The sequence below is a fragment of the Pseudoduganella dura genome, assembly GCF_009727155.1.
In the GTDB taxonomy this organism is placed as follows: Bacteria; Pseudomonadota; Gammaproteobacteria; order Burkholderiales; family Burkholderiaceae_D; genus Rugamonas; species Rugamonas dura.
Window position 1 is genome coordinate 2662328 of record NZ_WNWM01000002.1, and the last position, 21615, is coordinate 2683942.

The following is a 21615-nucleotide window of genomic DNA, read 5'->3' on the forward strand; positions in this document are numbered from 1 at the left end:
CGGAAATTAACTTGCGTTAAAGCAATAATTCCCTATCGATGCTCGTCAATAATCACCTCTCTACAACGGAGGTGACATGACCCAGGCTCTGCAGGAATTATTCAGTCATTTCGAACGGGAACTGCTGATCAACCAGCGCCTCGGCACCGAATTCGCGAAGCATTATCCGCAGGTGGCATCCGGCGTGGGATTTAGCGGATCAGGCGCAGACCAGGACCCGTTGATCCGCAAACTGATGCAAGGATGTGCCCTGCTCAATGCACGAACCCTCATGCAAATCGAGAAAAGCAAGGATGAGTTCACGGAAGGCACGCTTCAGGTAAATTATCCGAACTACAACAGGCCATTTCCGCCAGCCACGATTGTTCGGTTCGATGGCGAAAAAGCCGGAGCCACCCTGCTGAAAGTACCCACCATTGCTCGCGGAACGACGCTGCATTCGGCCGAGGTAAGCGGCACACGGTGCCAGTTCCGCACTGTCTACGACGTCAAGCTTGCGCCAATGCGCGTGGCGGACGTTCAATTTATTGCACATTTCACGCCGCGGGCAGAAATCCGTGTCGATGCGGAAATAACCGCCGCAATGCGTATTGCGATCGAGATCACCTCCGACCGGTTCGAGTTCACCGATCCAGCCATCGCACAATGGCGCCTGTTCATCGATGCCGATCCCTCCCACGGTGCCTGTTTCCGGGACACGTTGTTCATGCGCGTGCATCAGGCATGGTTTTCAACGGACGAGAGCGAATGCCTGGTGCCGTTGCAAAAAAACCCGCTGCTGCCGGTTGGCTTTCGCGAAGACGAAGCGATGATCCCGTTCGAAACCCGCTCGCACCCGGCCTATCGATTCTTGACAGAATATTTCTGCTTTCCAGAAAAATTCAATTTCGTGGATGTCGATTTCGCTGCATTCGCCGACAAGATTCCCGCCGGCTGCCGCCGCATTACGCTGCATCTTGGCATCGCCCATACCCGTGACGACAGCGCCGCCGCCAGGACGCTGGCTTCCCTGTCTCGTACCACCCTGCTTCCTTCTTGCACCCCGGCCGTCAATCTGTTCCGCAAGGCTGCCTGCGCAATCGATCTCGACCATACAAAGGCGGAATACACCTTGCTGGCCGACACGAGCCGCGCCAGCGCTTACGACATCTACAGCATCGACAAGGTCGTCGGGCTCAAGGAATGCGGCGTAGGCAGCACGACCCGTCCTTATCATCCCTACTATTCGATTCGGCACGCTCAGGCCGAAGCGGAAGATGGGCATTACTGGCGTTCCCGGCGCGATGCACTGATGGCGGAAACCAGCCCGGGCTATGAACATTCCATCTCCTTCGTCGACCGTGATTTCGATCCGCAGGCAGTGGAAGCCGCGACGATATCCATCGACCTGACCTGCACGAACCGGGCCTTGCCGCAGGAATTGCCCATCGGTGCCGCGGGCGGCGACCTGATGATGGCCCATCAATCGGGCAACGTGCCGATACGGATGCTGCGCAAGCCGACCGCTCCTTACCGCTTTCCGACGGGCGATCACTGGCGCTTGATCTCGCACCTGGCCCTTAACCACTATTCGCTGGTGCAGCACGATGCGCAAGCGCTGATCGAGGTGTTGAACCTTTATGACCTGCCCCGGTCGCCGGCAACGCAACGGCAGATTGGCGGCATTCGGGGACTGGTGCAACGGCGGACCCGCGTGCGCTGGAACGATGAAGGCGCAGCCGGATTCCTGGATGGCAGCGAAGTGCGGCTGATGATCGACCAGCAAGCCTATGCCGGCAGTGGCATACATGCTTTTGCGCAGATCATCGAGCACTTCCTGGGCCTGCACGTGCACCTGAACAGCTTTGTCGAACTCGTCATTGAATGCCACGCCACGGGCAGGGATCTCATGCGATGCAAACCACGAAACGGCAGCCTCGAACTTCTGTGATCGAACGCCTGTTCGCCCAGCCCTACCGGTTTCAGTTCGGGCAGGCGGTCCGTGTTATCGACGCCTGGCTTGGCAAGGACCTGGCAGCAACGGATGTCCTCGACCACTGCGTGCGGTTCCGGGCGCGCACCTCGCTGGCATTCCCGGCGAGCGACATCGAATCCATCGAATGCCAGCGTGGCGCTGGCGACGATCGTCAACCGGCGGCCGGGGACATGCCATGCATCGGCATCACGCCAGCGTTCATGGCCATGCTCGGCTCCACCGGCGTTCTGCCCTGGCACTACACGGACAGCATTGCCGCAGCAGACCAACGTAGCAGGGACAGCAGCCACAGCGCATTCTTCGAACTGGTTTCGCATCGCCCGACGGTGTTGTTTTACCAGGCCTGGTCACTGTCCCGCTGGAGCTACCGTCACTGCGGCGACAAAACGCTTTCGCACCTCCCTGTTGCACTGGCCATGGCAGGTTACCTGTCAGCGCCACCAGCATCGCGAGTGCAGCCCACCCTGCCCGCCATGCACGCGGGCACGCTGCGCCGGCATACCGTCACGGCCCAGATGCTGGCGTCGATCCTTTCGGAGTACTTCGACGTGCCCATCGCGGTCGAGCAATTCCTCAGGAAATGGTCGCCGCTGCCTGCCGAGTACCAGACACGCCTGGGCTCGCCACATTTTCGCGCGGACATGCTCCTTACCCTGGGCGAGCGGATATTCGAACCTGGCCGGTGGGTGCGGCTGCGCATCGGGCCATTGACGAAAGCCGGGTTCGATCGATTCCTGCCTGGCGGCGACTGCGCGAAGGCGCTTCCGGCCGTGCTGGCACTGTTCCCGCTGGAAGGCTTGCGCTTCGAGGTTCTGCTCGTGCTGCGCGCGCAGGACATCGTGCCGATCCGGCTGGGGGGTGATCCGTCGACCTGGCCACGGCTTGGCTATGGCACGTTCTGCATCACCGACCCGCAGACCGCGGACCGCGAAGGCTTTTGTTACGAACTCGACTAAGTGAGGGACAGCGATGGACTCTGCAAACAGCGATATCCTCAACTACATGATTGCCCCGGACGGGCTGTCGGCGGAAAACCGGCCCCTGCATTTACGGCTTGCCGGTACTGGCGGTATCAGCGAGCGCACGCTGCTGCCGCAGCGGCTGCAAGGCCGCGAAGCGCTATGCGACGGGTTCGAATACCAGGTGCTGTGCGTGACCGACAATGCCGGGCTTGCACTGAAAGATTTCATCGGGTTACCGGCGGAAGTGCAGATCGTGACCGACCTGGGCGAGCTGCGCCGGCTGTGCGGCATCGTTACCCAGGCTGCCGCAGGTGAAAGCGACGGTGCACTGGCAACCTACCAACTGGTACTGCACGATGCGCTGGCGGTCATGGACAAGCGCCGCAACACACGGATTTTTCGCGACAAGAGCGAGTTGGACATCATTGCGCTGCTGGTGGCCGAATGGCGCCAGCGCAATGACGTGCTGCGGGCGTGCTTCGACCTCGCCATCGATCCGGCGCTGGTCGAACAGGGCTTGTCCAGACGGGAATTCACGATGCAGCACAACGAATCGGATGCGGCATTCATCCGGCGTCTGTTGCGGCGCTGCGGCATTGCCTGGTATTTTCGCCCCGGCATGCCCAATCGCGGGGCGCCGATGGAATTGCAGCGCAGCACCGTTCCTGCCCATACACTCGTTCTGTTCAACGATCCGCTGCGTTTGCCCGAGAACGCCGCCGGTACGGTGCGCTACCACCGCGACAGCGCGACGGAAGAACGCGATGCGATCAATGGATGGTGCGCCGTTCGCAGCCTTCAGCCGGCTAGTGCGTCCCTGCATAGCTGGGACTACGATTATCCATCCGCCCGCAGCTTCATGACGACCGGCGCGACGGGCGCCACAGACCAGGGCGTTCGCGGCAACCGGCTTGCCGCCCTGCTTGAAGACCATGAGGTGGCCGCTCCGCACATTGCCGACAGCGCGGTGGACCTTACCCGCCTCGGCGCGCTGCAGATGGGCCGTCACGATTACGCCGCGAAGTGCTTCCGCGGCGAAGGCGGCGTGCGCGCACTGGCGGTCGGCGAATGGATCCGGATCGATGGACACCCTGAGCTCGACATGCATCCGACCGGCGAACGCCAATTCGTCATCACCGCGCAGCAGATTATTGCGCAGAACAACTTGCCGGTGGAGTTTCGCGCCAGGGTGGAACAGCTGTTCAGCCGCAGCGGCTGGGTTTTCGATCCCCACCTGCCGCGTGCAAGAACAGCCAGCCGCTACAAGACGCAATTCGAATGCGTGCGGCGCGGAATCCGCATCGTGCCCCGGTATGACCCTCGTTATGACCTGCCAGCGCCTCGGCTGCAGAGCGCTATCGTGGTCGGCCCGCCGAATGAGGAAATCTGGTGCGACGAATTTGGCAGGGTCAAGATCCGCCTTGCCGGCACCCGGCCTGCCGACCATGAGCATGCGGCCGGCGCCGGCAGTTCCGATACCGATGCGGACTCCGCCTGGGTACGCGTGGCGTCGAGCTGGGCCGGAAATGGCCCAGGCACCGGCAATCAGTTCGGAACCCGCTTTCTCCCCTCGGTGGGCACCGAGGTATTGATCGATTTTCTCGGCGGCGACCCCGACAAGCCCGTCATCGTCGCCCAGCTGTTCAACCGCGCGGCGCCGCCGCCGGGGTTCAGCAAGGAAGATGGCCTGCCCGGCAGCAAATACCAGTCGGGCATCCGCAGCCGTGAAATCCAGGGCCAGTGCGGCAACCAGGTACGGATCGACGACACGCCTGGCCAGATCAATATCCAGGTCGCCAGCGACCACGGCGGCAGCCAGCTCAATCTCGGCTACCTGACCGAGCCGCGGCACGAAGGCCGGGGAGCCGCGCGCGGCGAAGGAGCGGAACTGCGCACCGACGAACACCTGGCGCTGCGCGCCGCGAAAGGCATGCTGGTCAGCGCATGGAAAGGCCTCGGCGGTGCAACGAGAACCGGTGCCCAGCTGGCCCGCGACGACTATTTGCGCCTGCTGCGCGAATGTGGCGAGCTGTGCAGAACGCTGGGCGAGTATGCGGCCGGCCACCAGGGTCTTGCGTCAAGCAGCCAGGAGCAGGACGCGCTGCGCGCACGCTTCGAAGCATGGGAAGCCGGCAGCAACACGGATCCCAAGACACACCCGCCAGCCGAGCCGGTCATCGCCGTAACCGCACCGGCGGGAATGGGGTTTGCCACGTCCAAAGCCGTTGTGACCTATGCCGGCAGCACCATCGATACGGTGGCCCAACAGCACCTGCAACTGACCGCGGGCCAGTGCTTCACGCTCAACGCCGGCAAAGGCATTTCCCTGTTCTCGCACCATGACGGTTTGAGCGCCATCGCCCACCAGGGAAAGCTGCTCCTGCAAAGCCAGCACGACGACACCACCGTCAACGCGGCACGCAATCTCACGCTGACATCTTCGGAAGGCAAGCTCCGTGCTATGGCCAAGGTGATCGAACTGGTGGCCGACGACGGTTCGTTCATCAAGATCGGCGATGGCAGCATCACTTTCGGCAGCAAGAACCCGCTGAAGTTTCTTGCACCCGACTTTACGTTCGATGCCGCAAGCACGCTCGCGGCCGAGTTGCCGGTTTTTGACAGCGCGGGGGCGGACCAGCAATTCCTAGCCCATTTCGAAGAAGGCGTGCCAGGCGACGAGCCGCTCGTGCCGACACCGGTTCCGGGGGCGAACATCAAGATCAGGGTTGACGATGGCAGCACCGTGGAAGGCCGCAGCGACGTGGGCGGCAAGTCGGAAGTGGTGGCGCGGGAGACGATGCGGATGGCATCCATCGTCGTAATGAGCAGCGGCGACAAGGCATAGGAGAACATACATGGGCTACCAGAAGATTCCCTACGAATGCGGCACCCGCGATGCGGTACTGGAAAAGGGCCGTACACAGTGCAAGGGTGTGACCGTGCGCCGCCGCCTTCCCGGCAACATCATCGTGGTCCATGGCGTCAACGATGTGGGCACCAGCTACGCTGCCGTGGAGGAAGGGCTGTGCGCCGGGCTGGAAGAGCGGCTGCTGCGGCGCTTCCAGCCGGCCGGATACAAAAACCCTGCGGACGCCGATAAAAATAGCGTGGTCGAAGATCCCGACGCGGTGTTCTACAAGCGCACGGTAATAGACGACACCAATAGCCCGGTCATTCCCTTCTACTGGGGATACCGGGAACTGAACAGCGAAACCAGGATTGTCAACGGCCAGAAAACCGACCGCTACGGCAACCGCCTGGACAAGGATTCTTCCAAGGGCGGCGGGCCATTCGGCAATGCCACCAACACCTTGCCGGACATGTGGAACAGGGGCATGTGCGCGCCCTTCGATCCGTCCGGCGACGCGATCCGTCCCCTGCGCAGCGCGCCCGGGCGCATGTATATGGTGCTGGCCGCGCGCCGTCTGGCAGCGCTGATCTCGATGATCCGCGATTACGATGCCAATGAGACCGTGACCATCGTCGCGCACAGCCAGGGGTGCCTGCTGAGCCTGCTTGCGCAAGCCTTCCTGCTGGAGCAGGGCCTGCGCCCTGCCGACACGCTGGTACTGACCCATCCACCCTACGGCCTGGATGAGAATGCAAACTGGTTAACCTGGGGAGCCGAACTGATCCACAGCGGTACCGACAGCGCGATGGAACCCTACTATCACCTGATCAATGCGCGGCAGACCATGCATGCCCGCCTGCAGACGCTGGTCAACATCGTGCGCGGCGTGGCCAGCGCCAAGGCCGCCATGCCGGCATTCACCACGCTGACTGACGACGCGCAGCATGGCGGCATGGTCGACCAGCGCTGGAAGGCAGTGGCCGACCGCGACAACCGCGGCAAGGTCTACCTGTACTTCTGCCCGGAAGACATGACGGTGGCGCTCGACAATGTGCAGGGCATCGGCTGGCAGGGCGTGCCGGACTTCATTAACGGCACACAGTACAAAAGCGACTATCTGCCGGTCTTCGACCCTCGCACGCAAACGCGCAAGGAACAATATCCAACCCGACCGATGGCCAGGAGCGTCACGCGCAAGCCGCTGGAAGAACTGGGGCCATCGTTTCACCAGCGCGTATTCACCGACAAGATGCGCTTCGACCCGGGCACGGGCAAGTTCGAATGGACCCTGGTGGGCCAGCCCCCGCACGACTTCCCCCTGCGCGTGGCAAGCAAGGCGCTCGATCCGCACGGCAGGGTCGAGGACGACAAGGCCCACGTGGAAGCCAGCGGCCGCACGCTGCGCAAGCGGCTCCCGGTGGCCACATGGCCGATCGATCAGCGCGCCAGTCCGGTCGAACAGCGTTTCGGCATCCGGCGGATCAATGGCGAAGCACTGGCCAGGCCGTGCCGCGCCGACCTGCGGGGCAACCAGATCGATGCGGACAAGCTGCCGACCGGCTCGCCACAGTCGCGCCTGCCGGCCGAAGACCGCGGGCCGTGCGAGGAAGTCGACCCGATCGATGCCGCGACCGCCACTGCCAATGGCGGCCTGCTCCGCTGGCGCAAGATCCGTCCCGATCCGTCGGGCCACCGGCATTTCCCGGCAGTGCCGGAGCCCCTGTCCAGTGCGGAACTGCAGCGTGTTTCAGACCTGTACAACGCGGAAAACGCACCGAAGGACGCTGCAAGGGACGACCTTTTTACCGTTACGCAGGCCTACCGCGATCCCAGCGGTGTCGTCAAGGCCATCATTCAGGAAAGCCCGAACGCAGCCCGACTGCGATGGCAACAGACCGTCAGTGCGAAGTCGTTCCATGGCGTGATCATCGGCAGCCGGGAAAACCATCGGCGCGTGACTGCGTATGACGTTGCCATTGGCGGCGGAAAGGCGAGCAGTGATCCGAATTTTTATGCGTATTTGTGCGCGGTGGCGGATTGGCGGTTGAAGAAGCTTCAAAGGTCGGATAATCCGCGTAGCGGAATTTTACAATGGGGAGATTTCCAGAGCCGATTCCGGGTTTATTGGGCAGACGAGCTCCAGTGGCGAAAAGACCTTATTGAAGGCAATGCCAATTACTACAGCACTGGAACTTTGCCGACTTGCTTACCCATACTGACCGGAAATTTGTGGGAGATCATTGTATCTGAAACGATGAGTGGAAGAACAGTAGAGAAAAATCCAAAAAAATAACTATAATTAATTTCCTCACACCGGAACATTAATAAAAATTGATATGCATCAAAATTAACAGACTTGCCTAGCCCTTATGCACTATGGATCGCATTCGAAGTTCCAATTTAATAGAAAATGGAGGCCATAATGAATAAATTGCATTGGATTGCAATTATACTTTCATTTGTTGCATTAATTTTTGGCGGAATGTGGTGCGTAGCAAAGCGAAAGGCAATAGAGCAAGAACGGACAGAACAAATCAATGCATCTGGATTGCAACAGAAATCGACAACCAAACATGTCGATGAAAATAGGCATAAATATATTCTTGAAGTAATTGGACTAGGCATTACGGTCGATAAATATCGACAGGATGCGCTTTGGAAAATACTTCAAAAGGGCAACCCCTATCAAAGCATTCGAGAAAAAGATCCCAAGAAGTATGAGTGGGCCCTATTCGACAAATATGGCATTTCCGGTGGCAGAGCATGTGACGCGTTGGAGAATGGCGCCGGCCCCTCGCCAATGTACTGGGGCGTTCCTAGTTTCTATGCAGGCTCACCAATTGCAGATCCTTCAGCACAGCCTAGTTTGATTGATCCAATAGCCGGTTTGGCTGCTAGCGCGGTAGGTACGGGCATGGCATGGCATTTATTTGTTACTGGCCAATGGCAGCTATCTGAACGGCCTGATCAATTGCTTGAAGAAATATTCGAATTTTTTGATACCTATCCAGACATTCCGTACGTGGTGCTCCTATCTGAAGATAGCCTTACAACTCGTGATCGCAATCTTCCTCTAGAGTCATCACGACTAGTCAAGGACGGTTTTTACATTCCTGAAATGCCCGACTCCTCCTCAGTACTTGTATTGGCACGTCGTGAGCGCGTGGAGCCTTTACGATCTTTTGTATGGAAAGACCCCGATAATGACTATCTGCAGGAAACACTGCGTAGAACGTATTTTGCGCTTCAAGATAATGTTCCAACCCCCGAGCGTCAGAAAAATCCTGGAAAACTGGTTCCAGTAGGCCGCCAACCCACTGTCGCCGAATGGCTCGCCACTGCCGATGCGTTCGCCAAAGGCAAACGCACCGATGCCAGCCTTGTCGCGCCCATCTTGGGGAACTTCAAACACTGGAATCACCAGCCGCCAAAGAACTGGAAACCAACCCCGTGGTTCCCTGTTCCCTGGAACAGCAACCAGCTTGCCGCGTTCGACAATTTGCCCACGCTCGGCTTCATCCATCGCCCCGTGTTCGTCCGTTTCGAAGACGAGCACGGCAAGCCGGTGACACGCCGAGAGCAGCGGCAGAAATTGCTGGAAGCCGGCTGGCAGCAGGCACTGCAAACACTGCCCGAAGCGGAGCGCGCCAAGGGCCCGGCCCGCATTATCGGCGCCTTCGGCAACCACACCGAACAACGGATTGCCTTCGAAGGCATGTTGCACCGTTACGCCGAACAGGGCGGTCCGGAAATCGATACCGGCAACATGGCGCAGTTCATCGGCACCGACAACCGCATCGGCAACATGGGCGCGGCGACCTTCTTTGTACAGATGGCGCTGGGCGTGATGGGCAGCTACAACGCCGGCGGCATATCGGCCGCCGTTAACCTGCGTGAACTCGGCGGCGCCAGCATCGTATTCGTCAGCCCGCCACCGGACGACAAGCGCAAGCAGCAGGGGGAACAATTCCGACACAACGTCGAGCCTGCGATCGATCCGAAGAATTACGAGGTGCCGGCTGTCGAGTGAGTGCTTCGCGCCCCCTTTGCACATAAGCGCGCCCATCTGGCCATCAGCCTTATGCGATGCGGCCTGCTTCCGGCTTGGCGAGGCATGGCTTCCATCGTCGTAACGAGCAGCAGCGACAGGCCGTGCCGCGCCGACCTGCGCGGCAACCAGATCGATGCGGACAAGTTGCCATCGAATTCCCCAAGGTCGCGCTTGCCTGTTAAGGACCAGGGTCCCTGCGAAGAAGTCGACCCGATCGATGCCGCGACCGCCACTGCCAATGGCGGCCTGCTCCGCTGGCGCAAGATCCGTCCCGATCCGTCGGGCCACCGGCATTTCCCGGCAGTGCCGGAGCCCCTGTCCAGTGCGGAACTGCAGCGTGTTTCAGACCTGTACAACGCGGAAAACGCACCGAAGGACGCTGCAAGGGACGACCTTTTTACCGTTACCCAGGCCTACCGCGATCCCAGCGGTGTCGTCAAGGCCATCATCCAGGAAAGCCCGAACGCAGCCCGACTGCGATGGCAACAGACCGTCAGTGCGAAGTCGTTCCATGGCGTGATCATCGGCAGCCGAGAAAACCATCGGCGCGTGACTGCGTATGACGTCGCCATTGGTGGAGGAAAAGCGAGTAGTGATCCGAATTTTTATGCGTATTTGTGCGCGGTGGCGGATTGGCGGTTGAAGAAGCCGCAGAAATCCGACAAACCGCGACGTGGAATAATGAAGTGGGAAACTTTCAAAGAAGAATTTTCAATTTATTGGAATGATGAACTCCCATGGCGCAGAACGCTTATTGAGGGCAATTCATACTATTACAATAACGGAACTCTTCCGGAATGCCTTCCTATACTCTTTGGAAAATTATGGGAAATAATTATTTCCGAAACAATGAGCGGCAAACAGGTAACCGGGAGAAATAAATGACTGCAAAGCTTTTCGCCTCAACTCCTCCCAGCCATCCGAATTTAGTGAAATATATACTATTCGCAGCATTAACGATCATCATCGTAAGCTTTATATGGCTCATATTTCAGGAAACTTTTTTTCACGTAGAAATGGAAACAACTATGAATAAAATACGATGGCTCAGCATTTCAATTTTGATCGCCTTTTCAGCATGTTTTGGTAGTTGGTTTTTTACTAATAAGACGGTTACTAGCCACCAGAAGGATTGGCAAAAGCGGTCAGATCAACCTAAACAAGAGAAAACAAAGGCGCTGAATCTGCAAGCTCATCGAGAATACGCATTGGAAGTAATCAGCCTCGGCATTACTGTCGAAAAATACCGGCAAAATTCATTGTGGAAAATTCTTCAGGCAGGACAACCCTACGAGAGTATTAGAGAACAGGATCCAAAAAAATATGATTGGCAAAGATTCGACAAGGATGGGGTTTCAGGCTCTAGAGCATGTGATGCACTTGAAAATGGAGCTGGTCCATCACCAACTCACTGGGGGGTCCCAACCTTCTATGCTGGATCGCCAATAGCCGATCCAGATGGACAGCCGAGCGCAATGGATCCGATGGCCGGGCTAGCGAGCAGTGCAATTGGTACCGGCATAGCGTGGCATTTGTTTGTTACTGGCCCTTGGAAGCTGTCTGAAAGACCTGATGATTTACTAGAGGAAGTATTTGCTTTTTTCGATTCTCATCCTGATCTCCCATACGTGGTTCTCCTATCTGAAGACAGTTTGAGCACAAGAAACGACAACCTTCCTCATGGAGCACTTAAATTAGTTAAAGATGGCTATTACATCCCCGCCATGCCAGACTCTACCGCCGTATTTATTCTTGCCCGCCGCGAACGCGTCGAACCGCTGCGTCCTTTTGCTTGGAAAGACCCGGATAACGACTATCTCCAAGAGACACTTCGTAGAACATATTTCGCGCTGCAAGACAAAGTACCTACTGCCGAAAGACTCGCAAATCCTGAAAAACTGGTTCCTGTAGGCCGCCAACCCACTGTCGCCGAATGGCTCGCCACTGCCGATGCGTTCGCCAAAGGCAAACGCACCGATGCCAGCCTTGTCGCGCCCATCTTGGGGAACTTCAAACACTGGAATCACCAGCCGCCAAAGAACTGGAAACCAACCCCGTGGTTCCCTGTTCCCTGGAACGGCAACCAGCTTGCCGCGTTCGACAATTTGCCCACGCTCGGCTTCATCCATCGCCCCGTGTTCGTCCGTTTCGAAGACGAGCACGGCAAGCCGGTGACACGCCGAGAGCAGCGGCAGAAATTGCTGGAAGCCGGCTGGCAGCAGGCACTGAAAACACTGCCCGAAGCGGAGCGCGCCAAGGGCCCGGCCCGCATTATCGGCGCCTTCGGCAATCACACCGAACAACGGATTGCCTTCGAAGGCATGTTGCACCACTACGCCGAACAGGGCGGTCCGGAAATCGATACCGGCAACATGGCGCAGTTCATCGGTACCGACCACCGGATCGGCAACATGGGCGCGGCGACCTTCTTCGTGCAGATGGCGCTGGGCGTGATGGGCAGCTACAACGCCGGCGGCACGTCAGCCGCCGTCAACATGCGCGAAGCCGATGGCGCCAGCATCGTGTTCATCAGCCCACCTTCCGACGACAAGCGCAAGCAGCAGGGGGAACAATTTCGGCACAACGTGGAACCGGCAATCGATTCGAAGAATTATGAGATGCCGGTTGTCGATTGAGTGTTTACACTTTCTCGACGCTATCGATCAGGTTCGAACAAACTGGGCACCCACGAATTTTACGCTTACGAAAGGAACAACATGCGTAACGTCATTCGCCTCGGCGACCTCACCACCCATGGTGGAAAAGTCATTTCGGCAAAAGCCACGCACTTCAAGGTTGCCGGCATTGCCGTGGCCTGCGTGGGGGACCTGTGCGTATGCCCAATCCAGGGTCACAGCAACTGCCGGATCGTCAGCGGATCGGAGCGGCATCATATCAACGGCGTGGCGCTGGCCTTCGAAGGCGACGAGACGAGCTGTGGTGCCAAGCTGATCTCAAGTTTGGCTAACTTCAAGACCAGCTGAACGCGAGCGCTCAAAGAAAAACGGGCACCCGCCAATGCGAAGTGCCCGTTCCTTGATCCGGCGGCCGTCACGTCAGTGAAGCCGCCCGATGCGAATCTTGACAGATTATTGCAGCTTGATTTCGACGTCCACGCCAGCTGGCAGGTCCAGCTTCATCAGCGCGTCGACGGTCTTGTCGGTTGGATCCACGATGTCCATCAGGCGCTGGTGGGTACGGATTTCGAACTGGTCGCGCGAGGTCTTGTTCACGTGCGGGGAACGCAGCACGTCGAAACGCTGGATACGGGTCGGCAGTGGAACCGGACCTTTGACAACGGCGCCGGTGCGCTTGGCGGTGTCAACGATTTCCAGTGCGGACTGGTCGATCAGTTTGTAGTCGAAAGCCTTCAGGCGGATGCGGATCTTTTGATTTGGGGTGGACATGCTGATTCCTTAAAAAGAACGAACCGGGCATCGGTGGAAACCTTGCTCCGGCAATGTAGAAATATGCAACACACTACTAAACGACTGCTCTGACGTAAAAGCAGCGGGACCGGCATGATATCACGCCCTGTCCCGCTGCATCAACGCAAAAACTTAGGCGATGATCTTGGCAACAACACCGGCGCCGACGGTACGGCCGCCTTCACGGATTGCGAAGCGCAGGCCTTCTTCCATAGCGATCGGGGAGATCAGCTTGACGGTGATCGACACGTTGTCGCCCGGCATGACCATCTCTTTGTCCGCTGGCAGCTCGATCGAGCCGGTCACGTCCGTCGTACGGAAGTAGAACTGTGGGCGATAGTTGTTGAAGAACGGGGTGTGACGGCCGCCTTCGTCTTTCGACAGAACATAGATCTCGCCGGTGAAGTGGTTGTGCGGCTTGATCGAGCCTGGCTTGGCCAGAACCTGGCCACGCTGCACGTCTTCACGCTTGGTGCCGCGCAGCAGCAGGCCAACGTTGTCGCCGGCTTGACCCTGGTCCAGCAGCTTGCGGAACATTTCCACGCCGGTGCAGGTGGTCTTGACGGTGTCGATGATGCCGACGATTTCGATTTCTTCGCCGACTTTCACCACGCCGCGCTCGACACGACCGGTCACCACGGTACCGCGGCCGGAGATCGAGAACACGTCTTCCACAGGCATCAGGAAGGCGCCGTCCACAGCGCGCTCAGGCGTCGGGATGTAGGTGTCCAGAGCATCGGCCAGACGGATGATGCACTCTTCGCCCATTTCGCCAGGCTGGCCTTCCAGGGCCATACGTGCCGAACCTTTGATGATCGGCAGGTCGTCGCCAGGGAACTCGTACTTCGACAGCAGCTCGCGCACTTCCATTTCGACCAGTTCCAGCAGTTCTGCATCGTCGACCAGGTCGCACTTGTTCAGGAACACGATGATGTAAGGAACGCCAACCTGACGCGCCAGCAGGATGTGCTCGCGGGTCTGTGGCATCGGGCCGTCGGCCGCGGAGCACACCAGGATCGCGCCGTCCATCTGCGCAGCACCGGTAATCATGTTCTTGATGTAGTCGGCGTGGCCTGGGCAGTCAACGTGCGCGTAGTGACGGGCAGCGGTTTCGTACTCGACGTGCGCGGTGTTGATCGTGATGCCGCGTGCTTTTTCTTCCGGAGCAGCGTCGATCTGGTCGTAGGCTTTGGCTTCGCCGCCGAATTTCTTCGACAGCACCGTTGCGATCGCAGCCGTCAGCGTGGTTTTGCCGTGGTCGACGTGACCGATGGTGCCGACGTTGACGTGCGGTTTAGTCCGCTCAAACTTACCTTTTGCCATTTTATTTCTTCCTTAGAACTTTGATTTAAGGTTGTCCGGCCGGGATTTTGTCCCGGCCGATAAACGCTATTCTGAATTACTTCGCTTTTGCGGTCACGATTGCGTCGATAACGTGCTTCGGCGCTTCGGAGTAGTGCTTGAATTCCATCGTGTACGTTGCACGGCCTTGCGTTGCGGAACGCAGCGAGGTCGAGTAACCGAACATTTCGGACAGTGGCACTTCGGCCTTGATGATCTTGCCGCCGCCGCCCGGGATTTCGTCCATGCCCTGCACCATGCCGCGGCGGGACGACAGGTCGCCCATCACGTTACCGGCGTAGTCTTCCGGCGTTTCCACTTCCACGGCCATCATCGGCTCCAGGATGACCGGCGATGCCTTGCGGCAGCCGTCCTTGAATGCCATCGAACCGGCCATGCGGAACGCGTTTTCGTTCGAGTCCACGTCGTGGTACGAACCGAAGGTCACGGTGACTTTCACGTCGACGACCGGGTAGCCGGCCAGCACGCCGCTGTTCAGCGTTTCGCGCACGCCTTTTTCCACCGCAGGGATGTATTCGCGAGGAATCACACCGCCCTTGATGGCGTCGACGAACTCGAAGCCCTTGCCCGGTTCCTGCGGCTCGATCGTCAGCACGGCGTGGCCGTACTGGCCGCGACCACCGGACTGCTTGACGAACTTGCCTTCGACGTCGGTCACGGCCTTGCGGATCGTTTCGCGGTAAGCAACCTGCGGCTTGCCGACGGTGGCTTCCACGCCGAATTCGCGCTTCATGCGGTCGACGATAATTTCCAGGTGCAGCTCGCCCATGCCGCCGATGATGGTCTGGCCGGATTCTTCGTCGGTCTTCACGCGGAACGACGGATCTTCCTGTGCCAGGCGGTTCAGCGCCAGGCCCATTTTTTCCTGGTCGGACTTGGTCTTCGGCTCGACGGCCTGCTGGATCACCGGCTCAGGGAAGACCATGCGTTCCAGGATGATCACTGCCGACGGATCGCACAGCGTTTCGCCGGTGGTCACGTCTTTCAGGCCCACGGCTGCGGCGATGTCACCGGCGCGCACTTCCTTGATCTCTTCACGCTGGTTGGCGTGCATCTGCAGGATGCGGCCCAGGCGTTCCTTGCGGTTCTTCACCGAGTTCAGCACGGTGTCGCCGGAATTCACGGCACCGGAGTACACGCGGAAGAACGCCAGCTGGCCCACGAACGGATCGGTCATGATCTTGAATGCCAGCGCCGAGAATTTCTCGTCGTCGGCAGCCTTGCGGGTGACCGGCGCTTCGTCGTCGTCGGTGCCCTTGACCGGCGGGATGTCCAGCGGCGAAGGCAGGTATTCGATGACGGCGTCGAGCATGGCCTGCACGCCCTTGTTCTTGAACGCGGTGCCGCACAGCATCGGCACGATTTCCGAAGCGATGGTACGGTCACGCAGTGCCTGCTTGATCTCGGCTTCGGTCAGGTCGCCTTCTTCCAGGTACTTGTTCATCAGTTCTTCGGACGATTCGGCAGCCGCTTCGACCATCTTCTCGCGCCACTCGGCAGCGGAATCGGCCAGCTCGGCAGGGATATCCTTGTAGTCGAACTTCATGCCCTGGGACGCGTCGTCCCAGATGATGGCTTTCATCTTGACCAGGTCGATCACGCCGGTGAAGTTTTCTTCGGCGCCGATCGGGATCTGGATCAGGACCGGGTTCGCCTTCAGGCGAGCGCGCATCTGCTCGTAGACCTTGAAGAAGTTGGCACCGGTACGGTCCATCTTGTTGACGAAGGCCAGGCGTGGCACTTTGTACTTGTTAGCCTGACGCCACACGGTTTCCGACTGCGGCTGCACGCCACCCACTGCGCAATACACCATGCAGGCGCCATCGAGCACGCGCATCGAACGTTCCACTTCGATCGTGAAGTCGACGTGGCCCGGGGTATCGATGATGTTGATGTGGTGCTCAGGGAAGTTGTTCGCCATGCCCTTCCAGAAGCAGGTCGTCGCGGCCGACGTGATCGTGATGCCGCGCTCTTGTTCCTGCTCCATCCAGTCCATGGTGGCTGCGCCGTCGTGGACTTCACCAATCTTGTGGTTCACGCCGGTGTAGAACAGCACGCGTTCGGTGGTGGTGGTCTTACCAGCGTCGATGTGAGCGGAAATACCGATGTTGCGGTAGCGCTCGATGGGGGTCTTGCGGGCCATAATGAGATCCTAAATCTTTGAATGGACAAAACCGAGCAACACTTTTGAATCAAAAATGCGCCCGGCTTGAACAAATGGCCGGACATGCCGGCCGGAATTTTAGAAGCGGAAGTGCGAGAACGCTTTGTTCGCTTCAGCCATACGGTGCACCTCGTCACGACGCTTCATCGCGCCGCCGCGGCCTTCCGCAGCTTCCAGCAGCTCGCCACCGAGGCGTTGCGGCATGGATTTTTCGCTGCGCTTGTTCGCAGCTTCACGCAGCCAGCGCATCGACAGGGCCAGGCGGCGCACTGGGCGCACTTCAACCGGCACCTGGTAGTTGGCGCCGCCGACACGGCGGGACTTCACTTCAACCATTGGCTTGGCGTTGTTGATTGCTGCGGTGAACACTTCCAGTGGATCCTTGCCGGATTTTTGCTGGATATGGTCGAACGCACCGTAGATGATGTTTTCTGCGACCGACTTTTTGCCGGACAGCATCAACACGTTAACGAACTTGGCGACTTCGGTGTTGCCGAATTTTGGATCCGGCAGAATTTCGCGCTTGGGTACTTCACGACGACGTGGCATGTCTTTTCCTTCATGTCTTCAGTTGAGTGCCTCTTGATCGACACTCGCGTGGGCCTTCATGGCCTCACACTTACTCGGCCTCGCGGCCGCCTCAACTCATTTAAACTGCAAGAGTATTACTTCTTGGCCTTAGCGCGCTTCGCACCGTACTTCGAGCGAGCTTGCTTACGGTCCTTGACGCCCTGGGTATCCAGCGAGCCGCGAACCATGTGGTAACGCACACCCGGCAAGTCTTTGACACGACCGCCGCGCAGCAGCACGACACTGTGCTCCTGCAGGTTGTGGCCTTCACCGCCGATGTACGAAATGACTTCGAAACCGTTGGTCAGGCGTACCTTGGCAACTTTACGCAGTGCCGAGTTAGGCTTCTTAGGAGTGGTGGTGTACACGCGGGTGCACACGCCACGCTTTTGCGGGCAGTTTTCAAGTGCCGGCGATTTGCTTTTCACGACCAGTGCGGTACGTGGGCTGCGAATCAATTGATTGATGGTTGGCATCGTTCTAAATCCAACAAAATTACAGCAATGACATTCCCGGCTGTCGCGCATGCTTGCAAGCGCTCCCGGGGGCTAAAACCAGTTTCTCGGCCGGCGCCAACAGCCCTGCAAAGTTTCCGTGCGACTGATTTGCAAATGACGCAAATCGCCGGAACGAGGCGTATACGAGGCGCAGACTAAAATGAGAACTCACGAGTATAGACTGGGCTCAAGGCCCAGTCAACCAGTTTACAAATCAGTCATGCAAGCAATGCCCTGCCCGCCCGGGCCAAAAGCGCCGATAATAGCGCCCGTCCCGTCATCCGCCCACCATGTTCCCGCTGCCGCCGCTGCCTTCCCCGCCCGCCCTGCCCCGCCCTGCCCACCTGTTCATCCTGCTCAGCTACCTGGCGCTGTCGCTGGTACCGTGGATCCGCGTGCTGCTCGGCAACCCGCTCGAACACGGCTGGCACATCCTCGGCATCGAGATCGCCGCCTGGACCGCCGTCTGGGCCGTGTTCAAGCGCCCCGCCTATTTCCACTGGCTGCTGATCCCGGCATTCATGGCGCTGCCGACGGAAATCTACCTGCTGGTGTTTTACGGGCAGGGCATTTCCACGCACCACCTCGGCATCCTGGCCGAAACGAGCCCGATGGAAGCGCTCGAGTTCCTCGGCCAGAAAGTCTGGACGATGGTGGCCGTGATGGCACTGGTCGCCGCCTGGTGGGTCATGACATTCCGCGCCGCGCGGCTGACCCGCGGGCTGGACTGGCAGGGCCCGTCGCGCCCGCTGGCGCTGGCCCTGCTCGGCGTGTTCGCGCTGCTGGCGGCCTATGCGTGGGAATTCGGCGCCGGCCAGCCGCCGGCCGCCTCCGCATCGGCGTCGGCCGCATCGGCGGGCGCCTCCGCCGGCGGCAGCCGCGGCGCGCATGTCACCGGCTGGAAGCTGGCGCCGCTGCCGGGATGGGCCCGCCCGCCGCTGCCGTTCGCTGTCTTCATCGATTCCTGGCCGTTCGGCCTCGCCGCGCGCGGCATCGATTTCTACCGCGAACGGCGCTACCTCGCCGAGCTGAACGAAACCAGCCGGCATTTCCGCTTCGGCGCCGACCAGCCCGGGGCGGACGACGTGCCGGAAACGATCGTGCTGGTGATCGGCGAATCGGCGCGCCAGGATCGCTGGCGGCTGTTCGGCTACAGCCGCGACACCAACCCGCTGCTGGGGCAGGAAGCGAACCTGGTGCCGTTGCCGGACGTGATCACGGCGGTCTCGGCCACCCGGTTGTCGGTCCCCGTCATCATCTCCAGGAAGCCGGCACGCCAGAGCCTGAAGGACGGGTTCAGCGAAAAGTCGTTCATCACAGCCTACAAGGAAGCGGGCTTTCGCACGTGGTGGCTGTCGAACCAGATTTCGTTCGGCAAGTTCGACACCCCCGTTTCGGTGTTCGCGCGCGAGGCGGACGTGGTGCAGTTCACCAACCTGGGCGGCTTTTCGGCCAAGTCCAACCTCGACGAGGTGCTGTTCGAGCCGCTGCGCCTGGCCATGGCCGATCCCTCGCCCAAGAAGCTGATCGTGCTGCACACGCTGGGCAGCCACTGGAACTACAGCCAGCGCCATCCGCAGTCGTTCGACCGCTGGCGGCCGTCGCTGTTCGGCATCGACAAGCCGGTCTACACTGATCTCGCCATCAAGGAGCAGCTCAATAACAGCTACGACAACGCCATCCTGTATACAGACTGGTTCCTCGCCCAGGTGATCGATCGGCTGAAGTCCACCCGGCACCCCACCGCGATGCTGTACGTGGCCGACCACGGCCAGACACTGTACGACGGCAGTTGCCGCCTGGCCTTCCACGGCCACAACACCCAGCATGAATTCCGCGTGCCGGCATTCATGTGGTACTCGGACGGCTACGGCGACCGCTACCCCGGCAAGGTGCGCGAACTGCGCCGGCACCGCAAGGCGAAGCTGGCCACCGAAAACATGTTCCACACGCTGCTGGACATGGCCGACATCCGCTACCCCGGCGAGCGGCTCGAATGGAGCTTCGTCTCCCCCGCCTTCCAGCGCCACACGCGCTGGGTCGACAGCTACGGCTGGACCGACTACGACAACGCCACGTTCCGGGGCGACTGCCGCGAAGTGATCGCGAAAAAGCCGAAACAGCGCTGAGTACCGGAATCCTGGTGCGAGGCAGCCGGACCGTGGCCCGTTGCCATCCTTGATCCAGCACAGGAAATGACCTGGCGCAGGGAATGTCCTGGGGCCAGGCCCCGGGACATTACTTGATCCGGCGCAGATCCGGTCCGCGATGCGTGGCACCGGAGGTCGGACGCCGCGGACGCGCCGGACGCCGCCGGACACCCTCGGACAGCGGACACGCCAGCATGAAATCCTGCCGAAACAACCACTTAGGCGATGGCATGGTTCCTGCAATGGGATACCCATCATCCACCCGCAGGCCCGACCATGATTCGCGACACCTCCCACCAGGACACCGTCATCGCCCCGCCCGTGGCCCGGCTTCGCCAGCGCCGCGCCGTCCAGGTCGCCGCCGTCCTGGCCGCGGTGGCGGTCCTCGGCACGGCGACATACGCGGCGGTTGGCAGCTGGACCGGCAGCGAGCACTCCGTCAGCGCGGCGCGGCTGCGCATCGCCGGCGTCACGCGCGGCACGCTGGTCCGCGACGCCGCCGTCAACGGCCGCATCGTGGCGGCCGTCAGCCCCACGCTGTATTCGACCGCGCCCTCCTCCACCGTGACCCTGAAGGTGCGGGCGGGCGATACCGTGCAACAGGGCGATGTGCTGGCCGTGCTGGAATCGCCCGACCTGACCGACGAGCTGAAGAAAGAACAATCGAGTTACCAGGAACTGGCCGCCGAGGTGGCGCGCCAGCAGATCCTGGCACGCAAACAGAAACTGCTGGCGCAGCGCGATGCCGATACGGCGGAGATCGACCGCCTGTCCGCCCAGCGCACGCTGGAGCGCTACGACAGCGTGGCCAACGAAGGCGTGGTGGCCAGGATCGATTACCAGAAAGCCAAGGATGCGCTGCGCGCCGCCGAGATCCGCGCACGGCACGCCACCCAGGCTTCCACGCTGGAGAAGGACGACGTCGACCTGGCGCTGCGCACCAAGTCCGCGCAGCTGGAACGCCAGAAGCTGGTGCTGGCCAACGCGCAGCGCCGCGTCGACGAGCTGGTCGTGCGCGCGCCCGTGAACGGCTTCATCGGCACGCTGAGCGTGGCCAACCGCAGCGTGGTGCAGGCGAACACGCCGCTGATGACGCTGGTGGACCTGTCCGCCCTCGAAGTGGAGCTCGAAGTGCCGGAAACCTATGTCAACGACCTGGGCCTGGGCATGCGCGCCGAGATCACCGTCAATGGCGCCACCACGAGCGGCAAGCTGTCGGCCCTGTCGCCGGAAGTGGTGAAGAACCAGGTGCTGGCGCGCGTGCGCTTCGAGGGCCGGCAGCCGGACGGCCTGCGCCAGAGCCAGCGCGTGCAGGCGCGGCTGCTGATCGACGAGAAGCCCGGCGTGCTGCTGCTGCCGCGCGGCCCGTTCGTGGAATCGGAAGGCGGCCGTCATGCCTACCTGGTGCGGGACGGCGTGGCCGTGCGCACGCCGATCCGCATGGGCGCCACCAGCATCAATGCCGTGGAAATCCTCGCCGGCCTGAAACAGGGCGACCAGGTCGTGATCGCGGGCACCGAAACGTTCGAGAACGCCAGGCGCGTCGCCATCAACCGGTAACCCGTAATCAGTACTCAGAAATCAGAAACCAGGCAACCACCACAT

15 protein-coding genes are annotated in these 21615 nt (G+C 60.2%); 10 read left to right on the forward strand and 5 right to left on the reverse strand.

The genetic code is table 11. The annotated features are described in order from the left end of the window. Positions 1–76: 76 nt before the first annotated feature. From tssF to GJV26_RS11720, 8 genes are all read left to right on the forward strand, one after another. Positions 77–1930: a type VI secretion system baseplate subunit TssF gene (tssF, locus tag GJV26_RS11685; RefSeq protein ID WP_155708958.1), complete on the forward strand. Its 1854-nt coding sequence runs from the start codon at positions 77–79 to the stop codon at positions 1928–1930. Continuing rightward, positions 1927–2931: a type VI secretion system baseplate subunit TssG gene (gene tssG / locus GJV26_RS11690; RefSeq protein WP_173346188.1), complete on the forward strand. Its 1005-nt coding sequence runs from the start codon at positions 1927–1929 to the stop codon at positions 2929–2931. Before tssF ends, tssG begins: the two co-directional genes overlap by 4 nt. A 13-nt stretch (positions 2932–2944) precedes the next feature. Continuing rightward, the gene (locus GJV26_RS11695) at positions 2945–5782 is read left to right on the forward strand and encodes a type VI secretion system Vgr family protein (protein WP_229419271.1); all 2838 of its coding nucleotides are present in this window, start codon (positions 2945–2947) and stop codon (positions 5780–5782) included. A 10-nt stretch (positions 5783–5792) separates the two neighbouring features. Further along, positions 5793–8081, forward strand: a complete 2289-nt coding sequence (locus tag GJV26_RS11700; protein WP_155708960.1) for a T6SS effector phospholipase Tle3 domain-containing protein — start codon at positions 5793–5795, stop codon at positions 8079–8081. A gap of 129 nt (positions 8082–8210) precedes the next feature. Continuing rightward, positions 8211–9818 (forward strand): type VI lipase adapter Tla3 domain-containing protein, encoded by a 1608-nt coding sequence (locus GJV26_RS11705; protein WP_173346189.1) that lies wholly within the window; start codon positions 8211–8213, stop codon positions 9816–9818. Positions 9819–9902: 84 nt separating this feature from the next. Continuing rightward, the gene (locus GJV26_RS11710) at positions 9903–10724 is read left to right on the forward strand and encodes an effector protein Tle3 domain-containing protein (RefSeq protein ID WP_173346190.1); all 822 of its coding nucleotides are present in this window, start codon (positions 9903–9905) and stop codon (positions 10722–10724) included. Further along, complete coding sequence (locus GJV26_RS11715; RefSeq protein WP_155708963.1) at positions 10721–12475, forward strand: type VI lipase adapter Tla3 domain-containing protein; 1755 nt, start codon at positions 10721–10723, stop codon at positions 12473–12475. The genes GJV26_RS11710 and GJV26_RS11715 overlap by 4 nt, the downstream gene beginning before the upstream one ends. Positions 12476–12556: 81 nt before the next feature. Beyond that, the gene (locus tag GJV26_RS11720) at positions 12557–12823 is read left to right on the forward strand and encodes a PAAR domain-containing protein (protein ID WP_155708964.1); all 267 of its coding nucleotides are present in this window, start codon (positions 12557–12559) and stop codon (positions 12821–12823) included. Positions 12824–12928: 105 nt separating this feature from the next. Here the strand turns inward: GJV26_RS11720 and rpsJ are convergent, their stop codons facing one another. The 5 genes from rpsJ to rpsL form a co-directional block, all read right to left on the reverse strand. Continuing rightward, positions 12929–13246, reverse strand: a complete 318-nt coding sequence (rpsJ, locus tag GJV26_RS11725) for a 30S ribosomal protein S10 (protein ID WP_130186563.1) — start codon at positions 13244–13246, stop codon at positions 12929–12931. A gap of 153 nt (positions 13247–13399) precedes the next feature. Continuing rightward, positions 13400–14590, reverse strand: a complete 1191-nt coding sequence (gene tuf / locus GJV26_RS11730; RefSeq protein ID WP_155708965.1) for an elongation factor Tu — start codon at positions 14588–14590, stop codon at positions 13400–13402. Positions 14591–14666: 76 nt separating this feature from the next. After that, complete coding sequence (fusA, locus tag GJV26_RS11735) at positions 14667–16772, reverse strand: elongation factor G (protein ID WP_155708966.1); 2106 nt, start codon at positions 16770–16772, stop codon at positions 14667–14669. Positions 16773–16871: 99 nt separating this feature from the next. Further along, positions 16872–17342: a 30S ribosomal protein S7 gene (gene rpsG, locus GJV26_RS11740; RefSeq protein ID WP_130186566.1), complete on the reverse strand. Its 471-nt coding sequence runs from the start codon at positions 17340–17342 to the stop codon at positions 16872–16874. A gap of 116 nt (positions 17343–17458) precedes the next feature. After that, positions 17459–17839, reverse strand: a complete 381-nt coding sequence (gene rpsL / locus GJV26_RS11745; protein WP_155708967.1) for a 30S ribosomal protein S12 — start codon at positions 17837–17839, stop codon at positions 17459–17461. A 311-nt stretch (positions 17840–18150) separates the two neighbouring features. On the opposite strand from rpsL, the gene GJV26_RS11750 reads away from it, so the two are divergent. Both GJV26_RS11750 and GJV26_RS11755 read left to right on the forward strand, forming a co-directional pair. Continuing rightward, entirely contained in the window at positions 18151–19989 is a 1839-nt protein-coding gene (locus GJV26_RS11750) for a phosphoethanolamine transferase (protein WP_155708968.1), read from the forward strand. Between the two features lie 297 nt (positions 19990–20286). After that, positions 20287–21570 (forward strand): efflux RND transporter periplasmic adaptor subunit, encoded by a 1284-nt coding sequence (locus tag GJV26_RS11755; RefSeq protein ID WP_155708969.1) that lies wholly within the window; start codon positions 20287–20289, stop codon positions 21568–21570. Positions 21571–21615: the final 45 nt, after the last annotated feature.